The sequence below is a fragment of the Sedimentitalea sp. genome, assembly GCF_039973035.1.
Lineage (GTDB): Bacteria > Pseudomonadota > Alphaproteobacteria > Rhodobacterales > Rhodobacteraceae > Sedimentitalea.
Genome location: NZ_JBDWLR010000084.1, coordinates 111657 through 135213, shown reverse-complemented (window position 1 = coordinate 135213; position 23557 = coordinate 111657). Strand labels below are relative to the sequence as shown.

Below are 23557 nucleotides of genomic sequence, written 5' to 3'. Positions count from 1 at the left end.
TGCCCCGCGTGGGCCTGAACCAGCAAGGTAAATGACCCATGGCAGACACACGGCAAACCGAACAGATGACCTCGAGCAAGGGCTTTGTTGCCGCACTCGACCAAAGCGGCGGATCGACCCCGAAAGCGCTGAAACTCTATGGTGTGGACGAAAGCGCCTATGGGTCTGACAGCGAGATGTTTGATCTGATCCACGAGATGCGAAGCCGCATCATTACATCGCCCGTGTTTACCGGCGAGCAGGTTGTCGGGGCGATCCTGTTTGAACAGACCATGGATCGTGACATCGATGGTACCCCGACAGCACAGTACCTCTGGGAACAGCGATCCGTTGTGCCGTTCCTGAAGATCGACAAGGGATTGCTTGACGAAGAAGACGGCGTGCGGCTCATGAAACCGATGCCGGGACTGGACGATGTACTCGACCGGGCCGTCGCAAAAGGTATCTTTGGGACCAAGATGCGCTCGGTGATCGACGCAGCCTCGGCCAGCGGTATCGCGGCAAACGTGGCACAGCAGTTTGAGATCGCCGGTCAGGTGCTGGCCAAGGGGCTGATGCCAATCATCGAACCCGAAATCACCATCAACATCAGTGACAAAGCCGAAGCCGAGGCTATGCTGCTTGCGGAGCTGACCAAACAGCTCGACGCGTTGCCTGCCGACCAACAGGTCATGCTGAAACTGACCTTGCCTGAGACGGCCAACACCTATGCGTCGCTGGTGGATCATCCGCGTGTGATGCGTGTTGTCGCCTTGTCCGGTGGCTATTCCCGCGACGAAGCCAACGCACGGCTGAGCGAAAACCGGGGCATGATCGCGTCTTTTTCAAGAGCATTGACCGAAGGGCTTTCAGCGGGGCAAGACGACGCCGCGTTCAACGAGACCCTGGGTAAAACCATCACGAGCGTCTACAACGCGTCCGTCGCTGGCTGACCCTCGGCCCTGCGGCCTTTTGGCCACGGGGCCACAATTTTCGATTTGTCCGTGTCCTTCCCCATAAACAGGGATTCACAAGGCGATTCGCCTATGCCATAGTGCAGTCAGAACGCCCGCAAAGGGCGCAATGAGGCAGTGCAGTTTGACCCGTTCAACGCGACCCGGCTTTGGGGTCCTGATCTATTTCGCCGCGACCTTCGCGTTGTGCGCCTATTTCACCTTTGCCGCGGTGCAAGGTGACTATGGCCTGTTCCGCCGGGTTGAGATTTCGGCCGAGGCGGATTCGCTTCGTCAAACCGTTGCGCGGCTTGAAACCGAGATCGCATCGACCGAGAACCTGACCCGCCGCCTGTCGGACGAGTATCTTGATCTGGACCTACTGGACCAACAGGCGCGTTCGGTGCTGGGGTTGTTACGCGCCGACGAAATCGTGATCCGCTGAGCTCGCCTCACATCAATTTCGCTCGCCATCCTCCGACAGAGCCGCTATCCATAGTTTAGCATTAAACTATCAAAGCGCAGGGGGAGTGCACCGCGATGGTCACGCGAAAGAGCACCAAGAAACCAAACGTTTCCGCCGAAGAATTGAAAACCTTTTACCGGGAAATGTTGCTGATCCGACGTTTCGAGGAAAAGGCGGGGCAGCTTTATGGAATGGGCCTGATCGGCGGGTTCTGCCACCTCTATATCGGGCAGGAAGCCGTGGTCGTCGGGCTGGAATCGGTCACCGAAGATGGCGACAAACGTGTCACCTCGTATCGCGATCACGGTCACATGCTGGCTTGCGGGATGAGCCCCGATGGCGTCATGGCCGAGCTGACCGGACGCGAAGGCGGCTATTCCAAAGGAAAAGGTGGCTCCATGCACATGTTTTCCAAGGAAAAACACTTTTACGGTGGGCATGGGATTGTCGGGGCGCAGGTGCCGATTGGTGCGGGTTTGGCCTTTGCAGACAAGTATCGTGAGAACGGCCGGGTGACCTTTACCTATTTCGGCGACGGCGCGTCGAACCAGGGGCAGGTTTACGAAACCTTCAACATGGCCGCGCTGTGGCAGTTGCCCGTGGTTTTCGTGATCGAGAACAATCAGTACGCCATGGGCACCGCCCAACAACGGTCAACCTCGACACCCGATCTCTACACTCGCGGCGAGGCTTTTGGCATTCCAGGCGAGATCGTGGACGGCATGAATGTGGTTTCGGTCAAAGAGGCCGGGGCCAAGGCGATCGCACACTGCCGCTCGGGCAAGGGGCCGTACATCCTTGAGGTCAAGACCTACCGCTATCGCGGCCATTCGATGTCGGACCCGGCCAAGTACCGGACCCGCGAAGAGGTGCAGAAAATGCGCGAGGAACGCGACCCGATCGAACAGGTGCGCAGCATGTTGCTGACCGGCAAACACGCAAGCGAGGACGATCTCAAGGCCATCGACAAGGAAATTAAGAGCGTCATCAACGCCTCTGCAGAGTTTGCCAAGGACAGCCCGGAACCGGCGCCTGATGAACTGTGGACGGATATCTATGCGGAAACCGTGCCCCAGAGCGGAGCGGCCTGATGCCACATTTTGAGATTCACGTACGGGATGTCGACGCGGCCAAAGCGTTCTATGGTGGCCTTTTCGGCTGGAAATTTGAACGGATGCCCGGCATCGAGGAAATCGACTATCAACTCATTCAGGGCGAAGGGATCGGCGGCGATTCCGACCTGACCGGTGGCCTGTTGCCACGCACGGATCAAAGTCCCGAACCCGGGTCCCCCATCCGCGGCGGCACGATGACCTTTGAGGTTTCCGACTGCAACGCGCGCTATGACTGGGCGCTGGCCCATGGCGGTGCCGAAGCGCTGCCGCCGACGGATTACCCGGGTATCGGACGCTGCGCCTATGTCGAGGACGGGCAAGGAAACGTGGTTGGAATGATTTCGCCGGCAAGGGAGGAAAACTGAATATGGCAACTGAAATTTTGATGCCCGCCTTGTCCCCGACGATGGAGGAAGGCACGCTTGCAAAGTGGCTGGTCAAGGAAGGCGATACCGTATCGTCCGGCGACCTGTTGGCAGAGATCGAAACCGACAAGGCAACGATGGAATTCGAAGCCGTCGATGAAGGCATCATCGGCAAGATCCTGATCCCCGAAGGAACCGAAGCGGTCAAGGTGAACACCGCGATTGCCGTGCTGGTCGAGGAAGGCGAAGAGGTCGGCGATACACCGGTTGCCGAAACTGCACCCGCTGCGCCGAAACAACCCGAGTGCGATCCGGCCACTGCTCCGTCTACGAAACCTGTGCAAGCACCCGAGCCGGACTGGCCCGAGGGCACCAAGGTCAAACAGCAAACCGTCCGCGAAGCCTTGCGCGACGCGATGGCCGAGGAGATGCGTGCCGATGGCGACGTGTTCCTGATGGGCGAAGAGGTCGCCGAGTATCAGGGGGCCTACAAGATCAGTCAGGGCTTGCTCGACGAATTCGGCAGCAAACGGGTGATAGACACGCCGATCACTGAACATGGATTTGCCGGTGTCGCGGTTGGTGCGGCCTTTGGCGGGTTGCGCCCGATCGTCGAATTCATGACCTTCAATTTCGCCATGCAGGCAATTGACCAGATCATCAATTCAGCCGCCAAGACGCTATATATGTCGGGCGGCCAGATGGGCGCGCCGATGGTGTTTCGTGGTCCCAACGGAGCGGCGGCGCGCGTCGCTGCCCAGCACAGTCAGGATTACGCAGCCTGGTACATGCAGATCCCTGGATTGAAGGTGGCGATGCCCTATTCGGCTTCAGACGCCAAGGGCTTGCTCAAATCCGCGATTCGCGATCCGAATCCGATAATATTCCTGGAGAATGAAATCCTCTATGGGCGCAGCTTTGATGTTCCGGTTCTGGATGATTTCACAGTGCCGTTTGGCAAGGCTCGCATCTGGCAGGAGGGTGATGACGTCACCATCGTCAGCTTTGGCATCGGGATGAAATACGCCTTGGAAGCTGCTGAAAAGTTGGCTGAAGATGGAATCAGCGCCGAAGTCATCGACCTGCGCACGCTGCGCCCGATGGATACCGCCACGATCATCAATTCAGTTATGAAAACCAACCGATGCGTCACCGTCGAAGAAGGCTGGCCACAGGGTTCGGTGGGCGGCTATATCAGCTCGGTTCTGATGCAGGAGGCGTTTGATTATCTGGATGGCCCGGTGATCAACTGCACCGGCAAGGATGTTCCGATGCCCTATGCCGCCAATCTTGAGAAAAACGCGCTGGTCACCACTGACGAGGTGATCGAAGCCGTGAAACAAGTGACCTACAGGTAAGGAGCGCGCAATGACGACGGAAATTCTGATGCCCGCCCTGTCCCCGACGATGGAGGAAGGCACGCTCGCAAAATGGCTGGTCAAGGAAGGCGATACCGTATCGTCCGGCGACCTGCTGGCCGAGATCGAGACCGACAAGGCGACGATGGAGTTTGAGGCTGTCGATGAAGGTACGATCGGCAAACTGCTGATTGCCGAAGGCACCGAAGGGGTCAAGGTAAACACCCCGATTGCGGTTCTGCTTGAAGAGGGTGAAAGCGTTGGCGACATCGCCGATTCGTCCCCCGCAGCCAGCCCGCACAAGGAAAAGGCACCTGCCGCACCAGTTGAAACCGCAAAGGCGACCAAAGCTCCGGCAGCACCCGTGCGTGAAGGTGACCGGGTGTTTGCATCGCCCCTAGCTCGCAGGATCGCAGCCGAAAAGGGTCTCGATCTGCAATCCATCAAGGGTTCAGGTCCACGCGGTCGGATCATCAAGGCCGATGTTGTCGATACAGAGCCTAACGAGGCAAAGGCTGAGAGCGCTGCACCCTCCACATCCGCTCCTCCTCCGCCCGCAATGGCGTCAGGTCCTGCCGCAGACGCTGTTGCAAAGATGTACGAAGGGCATGAATATGAAGAAATTGCGCTCGACGGGATGCGCAAAACCATCGCGGCGCGGCTAACCGAGGCAAAACAGTCGATCCCGCATTTTTACCTACGCCGGGATATTCGCCTTGACGCCCTGCTCGCGTTCCGCAGTGAATTGAATGCCCAACTTGAAGGTCGAGGCGTGAAGCTCTCGGTCAATGATTTCATCATCAAGGCCTGCGCGTTGGCCTTGCAGGCAGTGCCCGATGCCAATGCGGTCTGGGCGGGCGACAGGATTCTACGGCTAGCGCCATCTGATGTTGCGGTCGCCGTTGCGATTGATGGTGGTCTCTTTACGCCGGTTCTGAAAGACGCGGAATTGAAATCACTGTCAGCCCTCTCCGCCGAAATGAAAGACCTGGCAGGTCGCGCGCGCGATAGAAAGCTCGCCCCGCACGAATATCAGGGCGGCAGCTTTGCGATATCCAACCTTGGCATGTTCGGGATCGACAATTTTGATGCGGTGATCAATCCACCCCACGGCGCTATTCTGGCGGTTGGTGCCGGTGTCAAAAAGCCGGTTGTCGGCAAGGATGGCGAGCTGTCGGTTGCAACAGTGATGTCCGTGACCCTCTCGGTCGATCACCGCGTCATCGACGGTGCACTGGGCGCGAAGCTGCTTCAGCAGATCGTAGACAACCTCGAAAATCCGATGGTCATGCTGGCCTGAAACGCAAAAAATGGCGCGGTCTAACTGCCGCGCCATTCTCGGTTCAATCAGATCAATTCATTCCGGGAAACATCTGATCCATGGAAACCGAGGGCTGATCACATCCCGCCTCGCCCACGATCTTTGCCGGAATGCCTGCAACCGTCTTGCACGGTGGCACATCGGCCAGAACAACCGAGCCTGCGGCAATGCGGCTGCAATGGCCGACGCGGATGTTGCCAAGCACCTTGGCCCCAGCTCCGATGAGAACACCATCTTCGATCTTGGGGTGGCGGTCTTCCTCTTCCTTGCCGGTTCCGCCAAGCGTAACCGAATGCAGCATCGACACATTATCGCCGACAACGGCCGTTTCGCCGATCACGATAGAGTGGGCATGATCGATCATGATCCCCTTGCCGATCTTTGCCGCTGGATGGATATCTATTCCAAAAATCTCGGAAACCCGCATTTGGAAGAAATAGGCAAGGTCCTCTTGACCCGTTCCCCACAACCAATGCCCGACACGATAGGCCTGCATAGCCTGGTACCCTTTGAAATACAAAATAGGTTGCAGCAGACGATGGCAGGCCGGATCACGTTCGAACACCGCAACCAGATCGGCGCGTGCCGCACCAACCAGCGCTGGTGACTCTTCATAAGCCTGATCCGCGATCTCGCGCAAAACCACCATCGACATTTCGTTTGACGATAGCTTGGCCGAAATTCGATAAGACAGCGCCTTTTCCAGCGTCTTATGGTGCAGGATACAGGCGTGGATGAATCCGCCCATCAACGGCTCATCCTGAACCGCCTGTCGGGCCTCGTTGTTGATACGGTCCCAAACCGGGTCGACGGGAGAGAGTTTTCTGCGCGTTTCAGCCATGGCTTTGCTTCCTTTTCCACGTCTAGAGTATGCATCTATGCGCGCAAAAGCAAAACGCAAAGCCTTGATGGGACATATTCAAGAAATGAATGAAACAGATCTCGACCGCTATGCCGCTCAGATCGAGCAGATGTTGCACCGGCTCACCGAAGACAACGAACTTGGCCGCGAGGGGCAAGCCGTTGTTTCATTGGACCAACAATCCGTAGGAAGGCTCAGTCGAATGGATGCGCTGCAAAACCAGGCTATGGCCAAAGCGCAGCAACAATTGCGCGACCAACAGAAACAACGTCTGCTGGCCGCATTGCGCCGAATTGACGAAGGCGAATTCGGATATTGTGTCGATTGTGGCGTTGAAATTGCGGCAAAGAGACTGGATCTTGACCCTGAAGTGTTCAAGTGCATCAGCTGCGCAAACGGCTGAGAACAGACCGCCCTATTGAAACGATCTACTCGTCAGGCCGCGAGATCAAACGATGAAAACGGGCCGAAGCCATACCGCACCGATACCTGCGCGACTTCAAAGCGAAGCGGTTCGGGTGCCGTATCCATATTCTGCATTGCCATCGAATAGATCCAGGTTGGCGAAGACGCGCTGACTTCCCTCAACAGTCTGCTACCGCTCCACACCCGGATGACATAGGCCTCGCTTTCCTCGCCTACCGGAACCTCGGGCAAGTCCCAACTGTCCCCGTCAATTCGCGTACGCCGCACCCATTCGAAATGCAAATCGCCATTTGTCGCTCGGTGCCCCCCCAGATGGCAGGGCGCATAAGGGCGCAACCCGTTGCCGTCAAATGCCTCGACCACATGAGTATAGGACGGATCATCATACCCTCGACGCGCCGGGCCGATGCGAAAATGGCGCGCAATTCGCCGCTGCGCACTGGCCAGATCAATCTGCGCCGGGGTCCCATCCATAAGGACAAACCAAGAGCCCGCAGGCCAGACCGCTGGCATGATACCGTCGCTGCCTCCCTGCCCGCGCAAACGGCGGGTCAACTGATAGGTGTCTTCAGTCACCAGTTCAGCGTTTTGAAACTGAAACAGCTCCCAATTGCCGCTGCTGCCATCCCCGATCACCGCAAGATTGGCGCCGTTCAGAATGGCCGTCGTCTCGCGGGATTCCAACGCGCCATTCAGGAGTTTTATCTGTAGTGGCGCCCCATCGTCCCAAACCCCCGGACGAGACCAGGCCATGGGTGTTTCCGTCTGTCCGACAATGGAACGGCTGGCGACCACATCATTCAATGCATAGCTGTCATCAGAAGAAGAACTGTAGAGCGCAACCGAACCCGGCCAAGGCGTCGCCGACACAGCAAGATGTGGCGCATGGGCGACCTCGTCACCACGCATCAGCGGCAAATCCATGAACAGCGGCAGTACCGGAACCGGCGCAGCAAAGGCTTTGGCGCTCGGAACATCGTCCTGCAGTTCCGGTGTCTTGTAAATGTCGGGTTCAATACGAACGGCTTCAAGAATTTGAAGGTCCGCTTGCTCGACCCGGTCCACCCGGTAGAGCGCGTCCTGCTCGTCGCCATCCAATGCAAGCCGCACAACGTCGCCGGCACCAAGGTGCATCATCGACGGTGGCAACGCGAACCGTGCCGATTCCCGGGACACCCGTGCCTCCGCCAACCAACGCTCTGCTACCTGCCGCCCTTCGGAACGGGTCATAGCAATTGGCAAATCCGATGACGTGACTGCGTGTGTCGCCGTATCCGCCAATACGGCTTCTTCGGCCACGATTTCATGATCTGCCCCGGATTGGACAAACCGCAACCGCACGCGCCCGGTCATTTCTGCCTCGGCCTCTCGGCGATGCTCGGTCTGCCCGTCCAATTCGCTGGACACTGCCAGACGATCCGCCGCGAGCGTATGAGGCAGCGCAGCCCCACGCATGACAAAGCGCAGCACACCGTCGCGCTCAATCGCATCAAATCCATATCTCAGCATCAAGGGCTGAAGCGCGGTGCGCGCTGTAGCGACGTCCTCAATAGTATAGCCTCGCACCATGCCAAAAAGCCCGGAGGTATCGATATCGCTTACTCCCGAACGACGACAGATTTCTTCGACCACCGACGCAAGAGTCCGTGCGCCGGCCCGTCCGTTCAACCAATGGCCGCGTGCCTGAATCTCACCATCGCTCCACAGATCAAGGTTGTTTGGGAACGCCGGATAAGGCCGTGCATCCCAAGCCCAAACATAGGCGTTTTCCAGATCGATCATTGGGGCGTCATAGGCTTCGGATATCGGATTGTGTTCAGGCTGCGCCCAGTAATCCAACACGGTGCGCAGGTATTGCACCTGAATGAAATCATCCCGAGACGCGTCCGAGTACTTTGGCAACGCGGATTCAGATGACCGTTGATCTAGAAACTTGTTTGGCTGGTTGGTGCCCTTGTCGATTGCAGCGCAGCCCAATTCGGTGAACCAGATCGGCTTTGACTCTGGAATCCAATCCGTTGGTTCCTGCTGCCGTACACCGCCGATGCGTTGATGGTGCGCGTTCTGCCACCAGTTTCGGATGTCCTTATAGCGCCAGACCCATGGTTCTCCGTGATCCTGATCTTCAATCGGCGTTCGGATCTGTGCGGCTTCGGCTTCGGGCGAATGGTAGTACCAATCGTATCCTTCACCGCCCTCGACGTTGGCAGCCAGATAATCCGGATTGTAGATGCTCTGCCATTCGGCATCCGCGTGATCATCCCCATCCCGCCAGTCGGACAGTGGCATGTAGTTGTCGATCCCGACAAAATCGATGTTGTCATCCGCCCATAGCGGATCGAGATGAAAATATCGATCACCGCTACCATCTTGTGGCTGATATCCAAAATATTCGCTCCAGTCTGCGGCGTAACCGATGCGCGTATCGGGTCCAAGCAAAGCGCGAACTTCAGCTGCGAGCGCCCGCAACTCTTCAACTGTTGCAAAACCGGACGCGCCACGGATTTGGGTCAGCGCCCGCATCTCTGACCCGATGCAAAACGCATGCACGCCGCCGGCCGCAGCGCACAACGCCGCATAGTGCAGGACAAACCGGCGCATCCCCCACTCCTGCGGACCACGATAGGTGACCTGATTGCCAACAACGGAAAAATCAGATGCCTGTGCCATCCCGAAAAAGGCCGCCACTTCTTGATCCGCAAGCGCCGTACCATCGGGCGAGCCGCTGCGCCCCGGTGCCGTGGACAAGGTAATTCGTCCACGCCACGGCAGCGCCGGCTGATCTGCAGCAGACGTCCAGGGGTCCTCTAACCCATTTCCTTCTGTCTGTTCCATCAAGATGAATGGATAGAACATGACGCGCCGACCAGAGGTATTCATGTGCCGGATAGCCTGGATCACCGCCTCGTCTGCTGGTGTACCGCCATAGATCGGTCGATCATCCTGTAGTTCGATTTCGTCCGCCATCCCGCGTGTCTGGCCTGTGACTTTCCATGGCATGTTGCCGCCTTCGATGGCTGCACGTTCGACCTTGGGCTTCACCTCGCATTGACCACATCGCAGATCGCTACCGAACCACGACGCAACCAGAGAAACTGATTGGCGGGCAGGCAGTTCCTCGGTCAGGGTCTCAAACGATGTCAGAAAGTCCGTCTTCCCAGAACGACTGTTAGAGTTCGCAGCCCAGTTGATACCCGGTCCCTTGGTGTAGTGGATTGGTGTCGTGGCAAGCGCATACTCCCCGGTACCCGGTATCAACGCTGCACCTTGAACCAACTGTGCCAGATCAGTGTTGTAGGTTGACGAGTCCGACGGTTCAGCCCGCAGCACCTCGAACGAGAACTGCGGAACACGATTGCCAAATTGACCAAGTGGCAAACGCTCCATCACAACATAGGCAGTCCCCCGATAGGCCGGAACCAGCCCGGCGCCTTCGATTGCTTCGATCAGCGGATCAGGTAATTGGTCATCGGTGCCAGCGTAAACGCGCATGTTCAGATCGGGGGGTGAGACTTCTTCACCATCCGCCCATACCCGGCCGATGCTTGCGATTTCACCCTCGCACACCGCGATTGCCAGCGAAACGTAATAGCTGAAACTGGTCACTTCCGGCGTGCTTGGGCTACCGCCTTTACCGCCGCCACCCGTTGTACTGCTCCGCTCTAGGAAGTCCGACGCCCAAATCACCTGCCCACCAATGCGCACCCGGCCAAAGACCTGCGAGATGGGGTTGCCATCGCCGGATTGCGTCAACCGAAATCGATCTACACGCCCGGTTTCAACAGACTCTGACCCCTGACCCAAAAGCCGTTGATCAATGGCCTGACCCAATGTGGCACCGACCGCGCGACCGATCGCAACCGAGGATAGCCCGGCCACCGTGCCGCCGATCGAGCCGCCAATGGCCGCGCCCGCTGCCGAAAGAAGAATCGTCGCCATCAGAAAACCTCCATGGGAAATTTGAAACGCGCAACAATGCGCCGTTGCCAGGGGCGGCTCAGCGGGCTTTCGACCACTCCGTATTTCTCATAGGCATGAATGAACGTCGGCAGTGCCCCGACTGCCGATACGATACCCAGGTGTTTGGCAACCGCACCGCTTCGCATCCGGAAAAGAATGACGTCTCCCGCCGCCAATCCGTCTGTCACTTGCGCCTGTTCGCGAAGATGGTCCGCCGCCGCGTGCCACAATCGCTCCTGCCCCTGCGGTTCGGACCAATCCATCGAATAGGCTGGTGGTGTCTCGGGCTCGCTTCCTATGGCTTCGCGCCAAACGCCTCGAACGAGGCCCAGGCAATCCGTGCCCGCTCCCCGACATGCAGCTTGATGGCGATAGGGCGTGCCGACCCAACCGCGCGCAATATCCACTATGGTGTCCGGTGCTATTGTCATCGCCGGCTCCCGCCAGAGTTTCTCTGGCTTTGCTTGGGAACCGCCATCACCCAGTCCTCGGCCGGCAGATCCGGAAAACCCTGAAAATTGAGTATGTTGTTGAACTTCAGGCGGCAGGTTTCCATGCGCTTGTCGCACCCTGCATCCAGACGAACGATATCGCCATGACCAATCGCCGCGCGGATCGGCTCCCACAATTCCAGCCTGCGTTCATTGGCGATGGAACGATCCTGCTTGATCATTCCCCACAATCCTTGCGCCGCACCGGTCAGAACGGTCAGACGCCCGCGCTGAAACCATCCAGGTTCGAATTCGGGCATGTCGCTCCAGACAAAAGTGCGCGCTTCGACGACAGTCTCGACCGCGCGTTCCTCCCGGTATCCCGGGGTATCTAATGTAAAGCGGCAGGAGCTGTCGCCAAGCACTGCGGTACATGGTTTTTGATAGATGCGCCCCAAAGGCCGGTTCAAATTTTCGGTCAATCCGCGCAGTTCGGCATGGAAGGCGCCGCCGACACGCCGCAATTCTCCGATCGAGCCGCGAAACTGCAACCAGCGGACTTTCACATCAGCCCAGTTCACCAGCCACGCGCGGACTTCAGCGCCGTCAAAGCGACCTGCGTCGATGTCTTCTGGCCGCACAGATGCATCGCTCAACGCACCGACGGCCTCGGAATTGTCAACGGAAAGACCCGTGCTTTGTTGCAATGCAAGAGCGGACAGGCCGCTGTCAGCTTTGAACGTCACCCCTTCGAAATCCAGCATTACGTCATGGTCCGTAAACCCCAGCACGACACCGTCACGACGTGTGATCGCCCAGCAGCGACACAATGTTGTCAAACCAGTGGCGATATGCGCCGTGAAATCCTCATCCATCCCGGTCATCAGACGCGCACCTCGACAACAGGAACGTTAGGGACATCCCCGGCCTGAAAGCTGGCGACGCTGGTCTGGATACGGTCCGTATCAAACCGCACAGGCACGTCAAACTCGAACCCGGCAGTGACACGCATGGCCTTGGCTGGCGGTTTGTCAAACTGGACAAGACCCGTGGCCAAATCTACCTCGAATTCCACAGACTCGCGCATTTCATCCTGCTCGATCCCGATACGAACGGACCCCGCAACCGGTTTGCTGATCGGTCGCGCATAGGAAAACGCGCCCGACCGATAGGTCTTGATCAATTGAAACGCCGTCTGCGCGCCGTCTGCTGTCGCGATGACCTGATCATCAAATGCCGTTTCGACCGAGGCTCGACCGGACTTGAAATCCGACCAGTCCTTCCAGCGAAACCCGTACATCTGGCCATGTCGCGCTTCGAAAAACGCGATGAGCGTTTCGACGTCATCCAACGACCGCATGCCCAAACCGGCATCATATCTGCGTCTGGAGTGCGCCCAGGGCGTATTGCGCTCTTCGAAACCGTTGGCCAACGTCACAACGTCGGTGCGGCGCTCCGGCCCCCCAACCGAGCCAAAGCTCAGCGAAGCCGGGAATCTCACCTCATGAAAATTCATCGCGTTCTCCCCTTCTCGTCCGATTTACCTGTTGCGATTACCGCGGCTAAGCGCCCGACTCATCTGGGCCGCGATCTGGCCCTGGCTGCGGCTGAAGCCCTGCACATCAGGTGTTGAAATGTTCATCACCACGCTGACACCGCGACCGCCCGCGCTGCGCACACCCAGCTTGCCATCGGCCCCTCGCGCCAGGGGCATGATGGCCTCAGGCCCGGCCTCTCCCATCAACCCGGTACCGCCCCGCATTGGAAAGGTCACAGGTCCCGAGACCACCCCACCGTTTGCGAACGGCATAACCCTACCTTGTGAAAAGCTTCCGCCATCGGCAAAGGGCATCAGCCCCTCGACGACACCGCTCACGCCATCCGCCAGTAGCCCACCGAAATGGTTGGCAACCGGTTTGACGGCTGCCGAATAGGTGGTCTGGATCATCGACTTTGCGACGGTTTCCAATGCATCCGACAATTTCATGCCATCAAACATCAAACCATCAAAGGCGCGGCGCAGACCTTTTGACAGACCGCGCTCCAATGTCGAAACATCCTTGCCCGTTGCGGACAACGCATCCCGAACCCGGCGCAACTCACTGTCAAACCCGGCCGCCATGCTGGCAGCAGCCCCCAGGCTGTCCTCCAGCGCTTCGGCCTGATCTTCAAGGTCAACTATTCCATCGCGATCACTCATCGCACTCTCCTCGTTGCCTGTCCGGATACGCTTCCAAAAGCGCGTCCAGCCCGGTCCGGGACAAGGCAGCACTTGCTCCCCCCTGTCCCAGCATCAGCCGCAATTCAGCAGGGGTCAGTCGCCAGAATTCGTCTGGACGCAACCGAAGCCCCTGCACACCGGCCCGCATCAGGGCAGGCCAGTCAAACCCACTCATGTTTCATCAGGCACCATGAACGCCCGCGCCAGCAGTTCGGCGGCCACCCGCGCTGCTTGCATCGGGCCGCCCTCAATCTCAGCCTGGCCAAGCTCGTGCGCACTCAGTTCGATGCCGCCGCCGCGTAGGCCCGCCGACAGCAACGCCATCACATCGCGCATTGAAAACGATGAACTCTCGAACCGCTCGACCAAGGCCACCAGCGATGGCGTCTCCAGCACTTGTTCCAGTTCCGCCAATGCCCCAAGCGTCAACTTAAGAACCCGCCGCTGCCCATTGATGACCAAGGCCACCTCTCCCGTCCACGGATTGGCCATCAGATCACAGCCCTGTAAAGTTCAAGGCACCGGCGCTGGCCATCGACATCTCATACGTGGCCTCGCCATTGTGGCTGCCTGCGTATTCAATCGACGTCACCTGAAACGCGCCTTCGACGATTCCAAAATCAGGGATAATGACCTGAAAATCAGGCGTTTCTCCGTCAAAGAACAATTGCCGCGCGCGCTCGTCCGTGCCGGCGTCCTTGAACACACCAGACCCCGAGATCGCGGCAGATTTGACCCCGGCGCCAGACAGCAATTCGCGCCATCCCCCTTGGCTCTCAAGGCTCGTGACATCGACGCTCTCGGCGTTAAAGCTGACGCGCGTCGCACGCAGCCCGGCGATGGTTTCAAACAGGCCATCGCCGGTCATGTCGACTTTGACCAACAGGTCTTTTCCGTTCTGGGCACCCATATCGTGTCTCCAAAGATTATTTGCTTAATTGTCTTCGACGCGCGCACGAAACCGCAGGTCGATCCGCCTGACGCGTCCAGCCTTGCCAGCTCTTCGGGCCTGCGCCCGTTCAAACCACAGGCCTACCACGCGCCCCCGGCTCAGGTTCGGGCGCGCTCCGGACAGGGCATCGCTCACCGCGCCAGCAACGTCCTTGGCCACGGCAAAGCCTGCCAGATCGGTCACCACCGAAACGGTAAACCGATGCTCGGCACCCGCACCCTCGGCGTCCGAACTGTCGCGTACCGTCTCAGGGCCAAGCGCCACATATACGTCCGGTAAATCGCCAGCAGGCACCACATCATAAATCGCGTCTCCCACCAATGCACTCACACCTGGATCCTCCCGCAAATGCTGGTACACGGCCGCTTGCAGCGCCCCCGCCATTGCATAGCTCATGCCACGACCTCCTCATCCGCAAAGCAAGTCAGATACCGCCCGTCCACGTCCCGCTCCGCTACTGCCTGGATCACGAACAGGCGTGCGCCCTCACGAAACCTCTGATTGGGCATCGGCCGGGCGGCCGTTCCATACGGCGCCCCGCGCACCACGATCCGGTAACCGACAGACGACACCGGAACGCCAGCTTCGGCCCGCTCACGACCCGTGCGACTACGAACCTCGGCCCAAAGCTCACCCAAACTTTCCCAGTTTTCAGCATATCCGCCGGCGCCATCCGGCACCCTTTGAGGGGCCTCAAGAACCAGCTTTCGGTTGAGAATAGGCATGCTCATAGCCCTGCTCCGACACCTATCCGTATCGCCCGATATCGCTGGATCAGGCTGGTCACACCAAATGGCATGCATCCATCACTCAGCGCGGTTTCGTTGCGATACTCGTAATAGTGCGCAGCAAGCAGCAACACCGCCTGCCCCAGATCAGCTGGCAACCCACCCCAGGTTTCGGCAAACCCTGCCGTAAATCCGATCCGCACCGTGCTGCCGGTCTTGATCATCGGCAATAGACTGCCCGCCGGGCGCAATCGTGGGCGCTGACTGGCAGGTTCAAGTCGATAATCGCTCGCGGTCAACTGGGTTTCGATATCAATCGCATCGATCATCGTAACCTGCGTGATCTCGGTGACCGGCGCGACCGGCAACACTTGTCCCGCCCGGTCGCGCCATCCGGTCAGCGTCCAGGTAAAGTTCCGCGAAATCAGAACCTTGCCGGTTCGCGCCTCAATGGCCGCAATCGCTGCCCGCAGAAACCCCTTCAGAACATCCTCCTGAAGGCTATCTTCGCCGAACCCGGTCCCTAGCCGCAAATGCGCTTTGAACTCTGCCACCGGCAACGCCACGTCAGGCACGGTGGTTTCTTCGATCAACATCATCATTTTACTCCGCAAGCTCGGACCCCTCCGGGCCAGTTCGATCTGATTTGATGGACGCGCGCCGCCCCACATTGCTCGGACGGAGGGGAGCAGCTAGACAACATGAAGGTTCTCGTGTGACGCGCGCCCACCCAGGGGCCGGTTACCCGACCCCGCATTCGGCTCCGTTTAGGAGGTGCCGAATTTCAGCAACTTGATCGCGGCAAAGTCGGACACATCGCCGCCAACCCGCTTGGTTGCATAGAACAGAACATGTGGCTTGGCGCTGAACGGGTCACGCAGCACGCGCAGATCGGGACGCTCCGCAATCGTGTAACCTGCGTTGAAATCGCCAAACGCAATCGGGTATGAATTGCTGGCCGCATCCGGCATATCCTCGGCGACCACCACAGGATAGCCCATCAGCCGCGCCGGTTCACCCGCCGCCAGACCATCCGACCAGAGGAAGCGGCCATCCGCATCCTTGAGCTTGCGAACAAGTCCTGCGGTCTTGGAATTCATCACGAACGTGGCATTGGCACGGTATTGCGCACCCAAGGCGTAAACCAGATCGACAATGGCATCCCCTGGTCCAACATCGCCGTCGACGCCGCTCGCGACATATCCAACGCTACCCCAAGCCCAGTTGTCGTTTTCCACCTTCGAATGGGTCAGAACCCCACGCGGCTTGTCCACGCCGTCACCCGAAATGAACGCCGCCGCTTCGGCCCGCGAAAATTTGTCGGCAATGCGCGAGGCCAGCCAGCCCTCGATATCAAAGGCACTGTCATCCAGCAGCCGCTGGCTTGCCTTGGGCAGCGCGCTCAATTCGTGCAGCGGAATGGTGATCCGGTCGATCTGCGGCGTATCGGTTTCGGTCTGGGCATCTGTCTCAGTCGCCCAGCCGGCCCCCACATCCGAATGATCCATCAGCACGTCAAAGCTCGTCGCTTCGACATTTACAACTGCCGCAATCGACCGCAGAGACGCCGTGGAGTGCAACACCGACTGCACGGTTTCCGACGTTTGCGGATCGACCAGGTAACCACCGTCACTGTTGACGGCAGTCGACATCGACTTGCCGGCCAGTTCCAGTCCGCGCAGGCCGTCATCGTCGCCGCTGCGCAGATAGGCGTTGAACGCTTTCTGATGCGGTACGGTTTCTTCCGTTGCAGCGGACAGGTGCGGGCGTGCCGCGATTTGAGATTTACGATCCAGCATGGTCAGTCGCTCTTCCATTTTTTGAAGTTTCATGTTCATATCATCTTGAAAGCCCTTGAATTCGCTCACGAAGCCGGTCATCGCCTGCTTCACCTCCCGAACCAGGGGCGCACCTTCCTGGGCCGTTGCCAGCCGCTCGGTCTTGCTCATCGGAACATCCTGTCTATGGGTGAGAAAATAGCGCGTTTACAGTGTGTCGCTTCGGACCACGGTCAAGCATTCAGCCCCCAACGTTGCTCGCAAAAGCAAACGTGTTGACTGATCGAATGAACACGATTCGACGCGACACTCTCTAACGGCGCGCCAGCTCCAGCCGCGCACTCTCCAGTGTCGCCGCCAATTCGCGCAGAACGGTTTCGGTTGTCAGCATGTCGCCCTTCGCCGCCACCCGCGCACTGGGCAGCATCGGAAAGGTCACCAAGGACACCTCCCAAAGCTCCAGTTCAGTCAAGAGCCGCTGGCCCTTGTCAGTCTTGCCTGCCTTCGTCGTGCGATAACCAATCGACAATCCGTCGATGGCCCCTGCCTCGATCAGCGCCGCGGCCTCGCGCCCTTTCTGGGTACTGTCCAGCAGCCGCCCCTTGACCCAGAGGCCGCGGGCGTCCTCGCGCACCTCGTCCCACACCCCGATCGGCTGCGCCGGGTCGTGCTGCCACAACATCTTGACCCGCTGCCCACTCTGCTCCAGTGCCTTGATCGAGGTCGCATAAGCCCCCTTCCGAACGACATCGCCGCCCTGATCGACCTCGCCGAAAAGGCTGGCATAGCCTTCGATCACGGCCCCCTCGGAAACGCTCAATCCGTCACCAAAACGGGCAAATTTGTGCTCCAACCCGGTGTCCATATCCATGACACACTCCTTGTTAACCTTGAAAAATCTGCCAATCAGGGCGTAGCGACCAGAAACGACTGCACCGCCTGCGCCAGTATCACTGCGACCACTCCATAGACGGCGAGCCAAAGACGGCGTTCCAGTCGCTCGATCATCTCGTCCAACCGGTCCAGTCGCCTCACAAGATTATCGTGATGCACCTGGCTCAACCGCTCGTGCGCGGCAAGCCTCAGGCCCGGTGCACAGTCAAACGCCTCGTATCGTGGACGGCTCTCATCCATCCGCGCCACCTTCAGACAACGCCGGCAATCCCAGCAACGCGCGTTTTTCTGCCTCAGTCAGAAACGGCGCGTCTGACACGCGTTTCCACTGGGCATCGCGCTCTGCGGCCAGTGCCGGGACCTGATCCATATCGGGTTTCAGCTCCAGCACCTCGCCCGTGAACTGCGACAACCAATCACTCAACGCCGAGGCCACGCGTGTCGCCAGTGGCAAGACCGTCAGACGATAGAACGCTCTGTTTGCTTCCTGATAGTTTGCATAGGTCGCGTCTCCTTGGATGCCGATCAGCATCGGAGGCACCCCAAAAGCCAGGGCAATTTCGCGCGCAGCAGCTTCCTTGGTTTTCTGGAATTCCATGTCGCTGGGCGAAAATCCCATCGGCTTCCAGTCCAGTCCGCCCTCCAGCACCATCGGCCGTCCTGCATTGCGCGCGCCCTGATAGTTCGCTTCGATCTCTTCGGACAAACGCCGATATTGATCATCGGCCATCGCGCCATGTCCGTCGACACCGTTAAAGACCAGCGCCCCACTTGGCCGGGCCGCGTTATCAAGCAGCGCCTTGGACCAACGCGACGCACTGTTATGCACGTCCACGGCCATCGCCGCAGCCTGCATAGGTGAAAACCCGTAATGGTCATCTTGCGGGTGGAACGACTTGATATGACAAATCGGAGAAACAGCACCTGTCGCATCGAACCGATGCTTGCGCCCGCCGACGCTGTATTCATATCCCACCGGCCACCCATCGGCACCGGGCACCACCGTCATCCGGTCCGACCGCAACACGTGCAACTCAAGCGGAAGCGCGCCGTCACCAGCTACGGCCTCGACATAGGCATTCCCCGAAAGCAGCAACTGGCCAAACAACGCCTCCAGCAACTCGGCGCGCCCCTGAGCGGCATTGGGCTGTTGCACAAGGCTCAGGACCGGATGCATATCATAACGCTGATGCTGATCCTGCAAGACAAGCGGCAGGGCCGCAGCAGCTTCGGCAATCAGCTTAACTGACCGGAACCCAACCGGATTTCCCGAAAACCCTGTCCGCGTCAGCGAAACGGTATCGCGCGGGCTCCAGGCGACACGACCCGCCGAATGATAGGCGACAACTGGTCCGGTCGCGCTTGCCTTGGTATTTGGCACCTCGGCCTTTGCGCCACGACGCAAGAAATCAAAAACCATTCCCGATGCTCCTATTTGCTCTCCGCCGCACGTCAGTTCCGCGCCGCCCTTTTGTTGCGCCCTTTCTGACGGACCTTTGGTAAAATTCCTGAAACCCACCGTGCGGTGCTCTGAACGCCTTACAGGGAACGGATTCGCGGACGCCGAAACCCAGCCGCCGGGGCGATCATCAGGTCATGCAGGGCCCAGACCAGAGCATCCACGCGATCAGGCGAACCCTGCCCCTCGTAACCGCGCGAAGTCATCAGGCACATCTGCTCTTCCAGATTGCCGAGCCCCCGCACATGCCGCACGCGCCCTTGCTCATACAACGCCGCCACAGGTTCCGCCCGCGCGGCCTTGCCGCGCGATGCATGCACCGCTCTGAACGGCACCAACGGATCCACCTGCCTCAGCACTTCTTCAACCAACTGCCCGCCTTGGTTGACTTCCGCCACCAACCTCTCGGCGCCGTACTCGTCCATCGCCGCAATCGCCGCTCGCGCCCATCCGCTCGGTCCAACACCTTGCACTGTGCAATCGGCAAGAACACACGCACGCCAGTCTTGAGGTGGCCCATCGGTCTGCGCTCCGACCACAACGATCCCGCATTCATCCGCCCCAGTTCCAGAACTGACCGACGGATCGAGTGCCACGACAACGCGGTCAAGCGCAGGGACTGTTTCAATACGCGCTGTCTGCATCATCTCGGTCGTCCACAAAGCGCCTTCTGCATCCGCCAGCAACACGCCGTCCAACTCCTGCCGACCAAGGCGTGTTCCCTCGTACCGACTACGCACTTCTTCCAGAAAGCTCGCCGCCAGGTTCGCCCGATTAGCTTCGGTCGGTGCACGGGTCACCACCGTCGATGGCGAGGTCAGCAACTCCTTCAAGATCCCCACATTGCGCGGCGTCGTCGTGACACAGACCTGCGGCAACTCTCCCAGACGCAGCGCGAATTGCAGCGTGTCCCAAGTCTCGCGCGCCTTCTTCCACTTGGCCATCTCGTCAACCCAGGCCGCATCAAATTGTGGGCCTCGTAATCCTTCGGGGTCATGCGCCGAAAACACCTGCGCCACCGCGCCATTGGGCCAGATCAGCTTGCGCTCGGTGGCCTTCCACGTCGGGCGACGATCCGGCGGCGAACAGGACAGGATACCGCTATCGCCAAACACCATGACCTCGCGCACCTGGTCATAGGTCTCGCCGACTAGCGCCATGCGCTTTTTGGCTCCGGGATCAAGCGGTCGTGCGCCCTCAACCTGACTGCGTACCCATTCGGCCCCAGCGCGCGTCTTACCCGCCCCGCGCCCGCCCATGATCACCCAAGATCGCCAGTCACCTTCGGGCGCCAACTGATGTTCAAGCGCCCAGAATTCAAAAAGGAAAGGGAGCGCACAAAGCGCTCCCTCCCCAAGACTGTCCAAAAAGCCTTCACGAATCACAGCAGTTTCTGAGGCGAGACAGACGGCACCCGATCTCAGATCGGGCGGCGTCGAGGTCCAGGGCATATCCCCCCTGAACAATTCCCGCTTGTCTTCTATATTGTTCGTCAAGGCTCATCTCCACTCTTCGGCAGCTGCTGATAAGCTTCTCCGCCTCCAGCAAATTTCGACTGCCTGTCACAAGGTTTGCATCCTCCCCGGCCTCAAGTTGCTTTCGCAGGTCTTCTGCCTGCTTGCGCAAACTTTTCACCGATTCCTCAAGCGACCGTAGAATGTCGGCCGTCTGCGAAATACGCTCCTCCGGGGTAATCAAAGTCATGTTTGCTCTTTTGCCTCATGCGTGAAAACTCTCCGCACGAGAGACACGAAAAAACGGCCTCCGGGTTTCCCCGTGGCCGCTCACCCACGTCTTCTAGCATGACACAACCTATACGTTAGTCCGCACGGTGAGTCAACTCGACCCACCGTTCATGCAAGTTAACTTCTTGATATCATTTATAAATGACGGGTTACCAAACGATCTGGCCAAGGGTGCCCCCACCCAGCCAACCATAAAAACCCAGACCGTCGAGCGCCTCGACATTCCGAACATTCGCAACGAACCCGAGGCGAACTTGTTCCTTTCTACTGCAACATCCTTATTCCGCTGAAGGCCAGAGCCCCTTGCCCTCAATGATCGGCACTGCCGGTCATGTCGGTCAAACGTGCTCAACAGGCCGGCAAATGCGGCGTGATGCTCCGGATCATCTCCTCGCCGCGGAGAATCTCCGTCAGGCGCTTGGCCGCCTCCAGCTCATCCTGAGTCGATGCGTCCAGCAGTTGATCAAGGCAATATTGCTCAAGCTGGCTGTGCAAATCGCTGTCCCCACGTTGCTTTCCAAAGGGCCAGACGACCACGCTGGTCTCAGCCACGGGCGGCTCAGGATCCGCCAGCTCCTTGGCAATCCACCGATCAACAAAGATCTCACCTTCGATGCCAGCGAATTTCCGGATCCGATCGATGCGGTCATCGGTGCAGTCGAGCAATGCCGCCATCGCAGACACCTTGCCCATCGGTTTAGTGCTACCCACATAGCCATAAGGCGCGCAGTCCGAACGTCTTAGCACGCGGTTCATCACTGGATCGATCACGGTGACGATATCGCTGATCCCGGAATTGCGCGCATATTCCAGGGAACCTGCCATCAGTTCGCAGGTCGCGTAGCTCACCGAATTACGCGAAGTGCCGCGTTCAAGAATGTCGGTATCGACACAGAATCGCGTCGATTCCCATATCGTCGCCCCGCGCAGCGGCGGCTCTCCATCTAGGATGTCGGAAAACACATCCGACAGCATGTGCGGCCCTGTGGTCTGCAAGGCGCGGACGCAGGACACAACGCGCCCGTTGTCATTCAATCCAATTACATAGGCCGGGTCGAGGCTATCGAACTGGTCGATCTCCTTGCCATCCTCGATTTCCACTTCCCACCCCAAGCGTTGGCCAAAAACCCGTGCCCGCAGTTCATACATTTCATCAAGGAGCCGAGTGTATCGGTGCCTGTTTATTCCGTCGATCACAATGATCATGAGCCTTCTCCGTTCTTTAGTCCCCACGGAGATGATCATATGTTAGCAGTCGTTCCGCTATTGTGGAAATCCCGTAGGTCACGCTCAGTTGGGATAAATCAATCCCAACCCCACCGCACGGCCCACCGCTTGCGGGGTCGTAAGCGCGCAAAGCTTGCTCCGGCTAGAGCGCAAATGCACCTCCACTGTCCGGCTCGAGATTGACAAAATGTCCGCAACGTCCTGCTGCGACTTACCCGCCGCAATCCATTGCAATATCTCGATTTCCCGAGCCGAAAGCGATGGCCGCATCAATTCACGGCTCATCGCATCCGACTGCATGATAGTATCATGCAAATGCACTGCAGCGCTCTGCAAACCGCCGATGATCTTGGGCTTGAGCAGGTTCCATTCCCGGTCGGAACAGTTGCGAGTGACACTAAACAGGCCGACCTCGCCATACGGACCGCGCACCGGGATGGTCACACCCTGTTCAGCGATCCCAAAATCATGGGCGGCGTGGAACACCGTCTTGAACGACGTTTCCTCGCGCAAGCGCTGCCAGTCGACTGGCGCGATGCTGCGGCTTGCCACCAGCAAGGTCGGGTCCTTGTGCTGGAAACTCTTCTTCACGTAACGCGCCTGCCACTCGTCCGGATAGTTGACAACACCATGGACTGACTGGGCAACCGGATTCACGCCAGCATATGCGGCGAAATCAAGTTCGTGCGTTTCGCAAACTGTATCGAGGAACAACCGAAAGTTATTCTCTGGAAATTTCAGTTTGCTGAGGTCGATAACAGACACAAGGGGCCTCTTTCGCGCGCATGCCCCGCCCGCATTTACTGCATGAAGGGATGGTTCTCTTCTTTATCAGACTTCAAGGCAAGCAGGAATGCAAAGATTGCGACTCGGTGAGATTTTGAAAGCGCATCGTAATGACCGGCGATTTCCTCACCCTGCCCGGAGAATGCTGCCGTTGTCGGCCTGACCTCAACGGGTTCATTGTCCGGGCAATTGAAGAGCCGTTGGACCTTCAATTCAAGGACATCCGCGATTTCGAAGAGCTGCTTGGCGCTGGCTCGCCGAGTCCCCTGTTCGAATGCGGCAACCGTACTTGCAGATAGACCGATTTTCCTTGCGAGATTCTCTACGGATATTCCTCTTGCAACTCGTTGCTTGGCAATACTCTTGCCCAACAAAACATCTATCTGGCTCATCGACGGCATACTCATTTCAGTTCTGCTACATGCATCCACCAGATGACCTAAGAAATCAACCGTTTGGTAAAAACCAATTAACGCAGGCACGCTTTTTGCAAACATTGCACCGCTGCACCCAGGGTTCCAGCCCGGCTTA

At 58.6% G+C, this 23557-nt stretch carries 27 protein-coding genes; 7 read left to right on the top strand and 20 right to left on the bottom strand.

Translation table 11 applies throughout. The annotated features are described in order from the left end of the window. The first annotated feature begins 38 nt into the window (after nt 1-38). From ABJO75_RS20395 to ABJO75_RS20370, 6 genes are all read left to right on the top strand, one after another. Nucleotides 39-932, top strand: a complete 894-nt coding sequence (locus ABJO75_RS20395) for a fructose bisphosphate aldolase (RefSeq protein WP_348134821.1) — start codon at nt 39-41, stop codon at nt 930-932. A 145-nt stretch (nt 933-1077) separates the two neighbouring features. After that, on the top strand, nt 1078-1377 hold the full coding sequence (locus ABJO75_RS20390) for a septum formation initiator family protein (RefSeq protein WP_348134819.1): 300 nt from the start codon (nt 1078-1080) through the stop codon (nt 1375-1377). Between the two features lie 95 nt (nt 1378-1472). Continuing rightward, complete coding sequence (pdhA, locus tag ABJO75_RS20385; RefSeq protein ID WP_348134817.1) at nt 1473-2489, top strand: pyruvate dehydrogenase (acetyl-transferring) E1 component subunit alpha; 1017 nt, start codon at nt 1473-1475, stop codon at nt 2487-2489. After that, nucleotides 2489-2878: a VOC family protein gene (locus tag ABJO75_RS20380; RefSeq protein WP_348134815.1), complete on the top strand. Its 390-nt coding sequence runs from the start codon at nt 2489-2491 to the stop codon at nt 2876-2878. Before pdhA ends, ABJO75_RS20380 begins: the two co-directional genes overlap by 1 nt. Nucleotides 2879-2880: 2 nt before the next feature. Further along, the gene (locus ABJO75_RS20375) at nt 2881-4236 is read left to right on the top strand and encodes a pyruvate dehydrogenase complex E1 component subunit beta (RefSeq protein ID WP_348134813.1); all 1356 of its coding nucleotides are present in this window, start codon (nt 2881-2883) and stop codon (nt 4234-4236) included. Nucleotides 4237-4246: 10 nt separating this feature from the next. Continuing rightward, nucleotides 4247-5536, top strand: a complete 1290-nt coding sequence (locus tag ABJO75_RS20370; protein ID WP_348134811.1) for a pyruvate dehydrogenase complex dihydrolipoamide acetyltransferase — start codon at nt 4247-4249, stop codon at nt 5534-5536. Between the two features lie 52 nt (nt 5537-5588). On the opposite strand, the gene cysE is transcribed toward ABJO75_RS20370, so the two are convergent. Continuing rightward, the gene (gene cysE, locus ABJO75_RS20365) at nt 5589-6398 is read right to left on the bottom strand and encodes a serine O-acetyltransferase (RefSeq protein WP_348134809.1); all 810 of its coding nucleotides are present in this window, start codon (nt 6396-6398) and stop codon (nt 5589-5591) included. Between cysE and ABJO75_RS20360 the strand changes: the two genes are divergently transcribed. After that, nucleotides 6397-6822 carry a TraR/DksA C4-type zinc finger protein gene (locus ABJO75_RS20360; RefSeq protein WP_348134807.1) on the top strand — a complete coding sequence of 142 codons (426 nt, stop codon included), beginning with the start codon at nt 6397-6399 and terminating at the stop codon, nt 6820-6822. The two genes, cysE and ABJO75_RS20360, sit on opposite strands and share 2 nt — an antisense overlap. A gap of 32 nt (nt 6823-6854) precedes the next feature. On the opposite strand, the gene ABJO75_RS20355 is transcribed toward ABJO75_RS20360, so the two are convergent. The 19 genes from ABJO75_RS20355 to ABJO75_RS20265 form a co-directional block, all read right to left on the bottom strand. Continuing rightward, the gene (locus ABJO75_RS20355) at nt 6855-10784 is read right to left on the bottom strand and encodes a glycoside hydrolase/phage tail family protein (protein WP_348134805.1); all 3930 of its coding nucleotides are present in this window, start codon (nt 10782-10784) and stop codon (nt 6855-6857) included. Then, nucleotides 10784-11236, bottom strand: coding sequence for an NlpC/P60 family protein (locus ABJO75_RS20350; RefSeq protein ID WP_348134804.1), 453 nt, complete (start codon nt 11234-11236; stop codon nt 10784-10786). The genes ABJO75_RS20355 and ABJO75_RS20350 overlap by 1 nt, the downstream gene beginning before the upstream one ends. After that, entirely contained in the window at nt 11233-12120 is an 888-nt protein-coding gene (locus tag ABJO75_RS20345; protein WP_348134803.1) for a DUF2163 domain-containing protein, read from the bottom strand. The genes ABJO75_RS20350 and ABJO75_RS20345 overlap by 4 nt, the downstream gene beginning before the upstream one ends. After that, on the bottom strand, nt 12120-12752 hold the full coding sequence (locus ABJO75_RS20340) for a DUF2460 domain-containing protein (RefSeq protein ID WP_348134801.1): 633 nt from the start codon (nt 12750-12752) through the stop codon (nt 12120-12122). Before ABJO75_RS20340 ends, ABJO75_RS20345 begins: the two co-directional genes overlap by 1 nt. 24 nt (nt 12753-12776) lie before the next feature. Beyond that, nucleotides 12777-13436, bottom strand: a complete 660-nt coding sequence (locus ABJO75_RS20335; protein WP_348134799.1) for a phage tail tape measure protein — start codon at nt 13434-13436, stop codon at nt 12777-12779. Beyond that, a complete protein-coding gene (locus ABJO75_RS20330) occupies nt 13429-13632 on the bottom strand; it encodes a rcc01693 family protein (protein WP_348134797.1) in 204 nt (67 codons plus the stop codon). Before ABJO75_RS20330 ends, ABJO75_RS20335 begins: the two co-directional genes overlap by 8 nt. Beyond that, a complete protein-coding gene (locus tag ABJO75_RS20325; protein ID WP_348134795.1) occupies nt 13629-13949 on the bottom strand; it encodes a gene transfer agent family protein in 321 nt (106 codons plus the stop codon). Before ABJO75_RS20325 ends, ABJO75_RS20330 begins: the two co-directional genes overlap by 4 nt. A 4-nt stretch (nt 13950-13953) precedes the next feature. Beyond that, nucleotides 13954-14367, bottom strand: a complete 414-nt coding sequence (locus ABJO75_RS20320; protein WP_348134793.1) for a phage major tail protein, TP901-1 family — start codon at nt 14365-14367, stop codon at nt 13954-13956. 24 nt (nt 14368-14391) lie between these two features. Continuing rightward, nucleotides 14392-14805, bottom strand: a complete 414-nt coding sequence (locus ABJO75_RS20315) for a DUF3168 domain-containing protein (RefSeq protein WP_348134791.1) — start codon at nt 14803-14805, stop codon at nt 14392-14394. After that, nucleotides 14802-15140: a phage head closure protein gene (locus tag ABJO75_RS20310; RefSeq protein ID WP_348134790.1), complete on the bottom strand. Its 339-nt coding sequence runs from the start codon at nt 15138-15140 to the stop codon at nt 14802-14804. The genes ABJO75_RS20315 and ABJO75_RS20310 overlap by 4 nt, the downstream gene beginning before the upstream one ends. Then, on the bottom strand, nt 15137-15736 hold the full coding sequence (locus ABJO75_RS20305) for a head-tail connector protein (RefSeq protein ID WP_348134788.1): 600 nt from the start codon (nt 15734-15736) through the stop codon (nt 15137-15139). Before ABJO75_RS20305 ends, ABJO75_RS20310 begins: the two co-directional genes overlap by 4 nt. A 168-nt stretch (nt 15737-15904) precedes the next feature. Further along, entirely contained in the window at nt 15905-17086 is a 1182-nt protein-coding gene (locus ABJO75_RS20300) for a phage major capsid protein (protein ID WP_348134786.1), read from the bottom strand. A gap of 142 nt (nt 17087-17228) precedes the next feature. Continuing rightward, the gene (locus ABJO75_RS20295) at nt 17229-17786 is read right to left on the bottom strand and encodes an HK97 family phage prohead protease (RefSeq protein ID WP_348134784.1); all 558 of its coding nucleotides are present in this window, start codon (nt 17784-17786) and stop codon (nt 17229-17231) included. A 35-nt stretch (nt 17787-17821) separates the two neighbouring features. After that, nucleotides 17822-18049: a hypothetical protein gene (locus ABJO75_RS20290; RefSeq protein ID WP_348134782.1), complete on the bottom strand. Its 228-nt coding sequence runs from the start codon at nt 18047-18049 to the stop codon at nt 17822-17824. Then, nucleotides 18042-19229: a phage portal protein gene (locus ABJO75_RS20285; protein WP_348134780.1), complete on the bottom strand. Its 1188-nt coding sequence runs from the start codon at nt 19227-19229 to the stop codon at nt 18042-18044. Before ABJO75_RS20285 ends, ABJO75_RS20290 begins: the two co-directional genes overlap by 8 nt. 119 nt (nt 19230-19348) lie before the next feature. After that, nucleotides 19349-20719 carry a terminase family protein gene (locus tag ABJO75_RS20280; protein WP_348134895.1) on the bottom strand — a complete coding sequence of 457 codons (1371 nt, stop codon included), beginning with the start codon at nt 20717-20719 and terminating at the stop codon, nt 19349-19351. A gap of 642 nt (nt 20720-21361) precedes the next feature. After that, entirely contained in the window at nt 21362-22219 is an 858-nt protein-coding gene (locus ABJO75_RS20275; protein WP_348134778.1) for an acyl-homoserine-lactone synthase, read from the bottom strand. 84 nt (nt 22220-22303) lie between these two features. After that, nucleotides 22304-23005 (bottom strand): autoinducer binding domain-containing protein, encoded by a 702-nt coding sequence (locus ABJO75_RS20270; protein ID WP_348134776.1) that lies wholly within the window; start codon nt 23003-23005, stop codon nt 22304-22306. Between the two features lie 35 nt (nt 23006-23040). Then, entirely contained in the window at nt 23041-23523 is a 483-nt protein-coding gene (locus tag ABJO75_RS20265; RefSeq protein WP_348134775.1) for a helix-turn-helix transcriptional regulator, read from the bottom strand. Between the last annotated feature and the right edge of the window lie 34 nt (nt 23524-23557).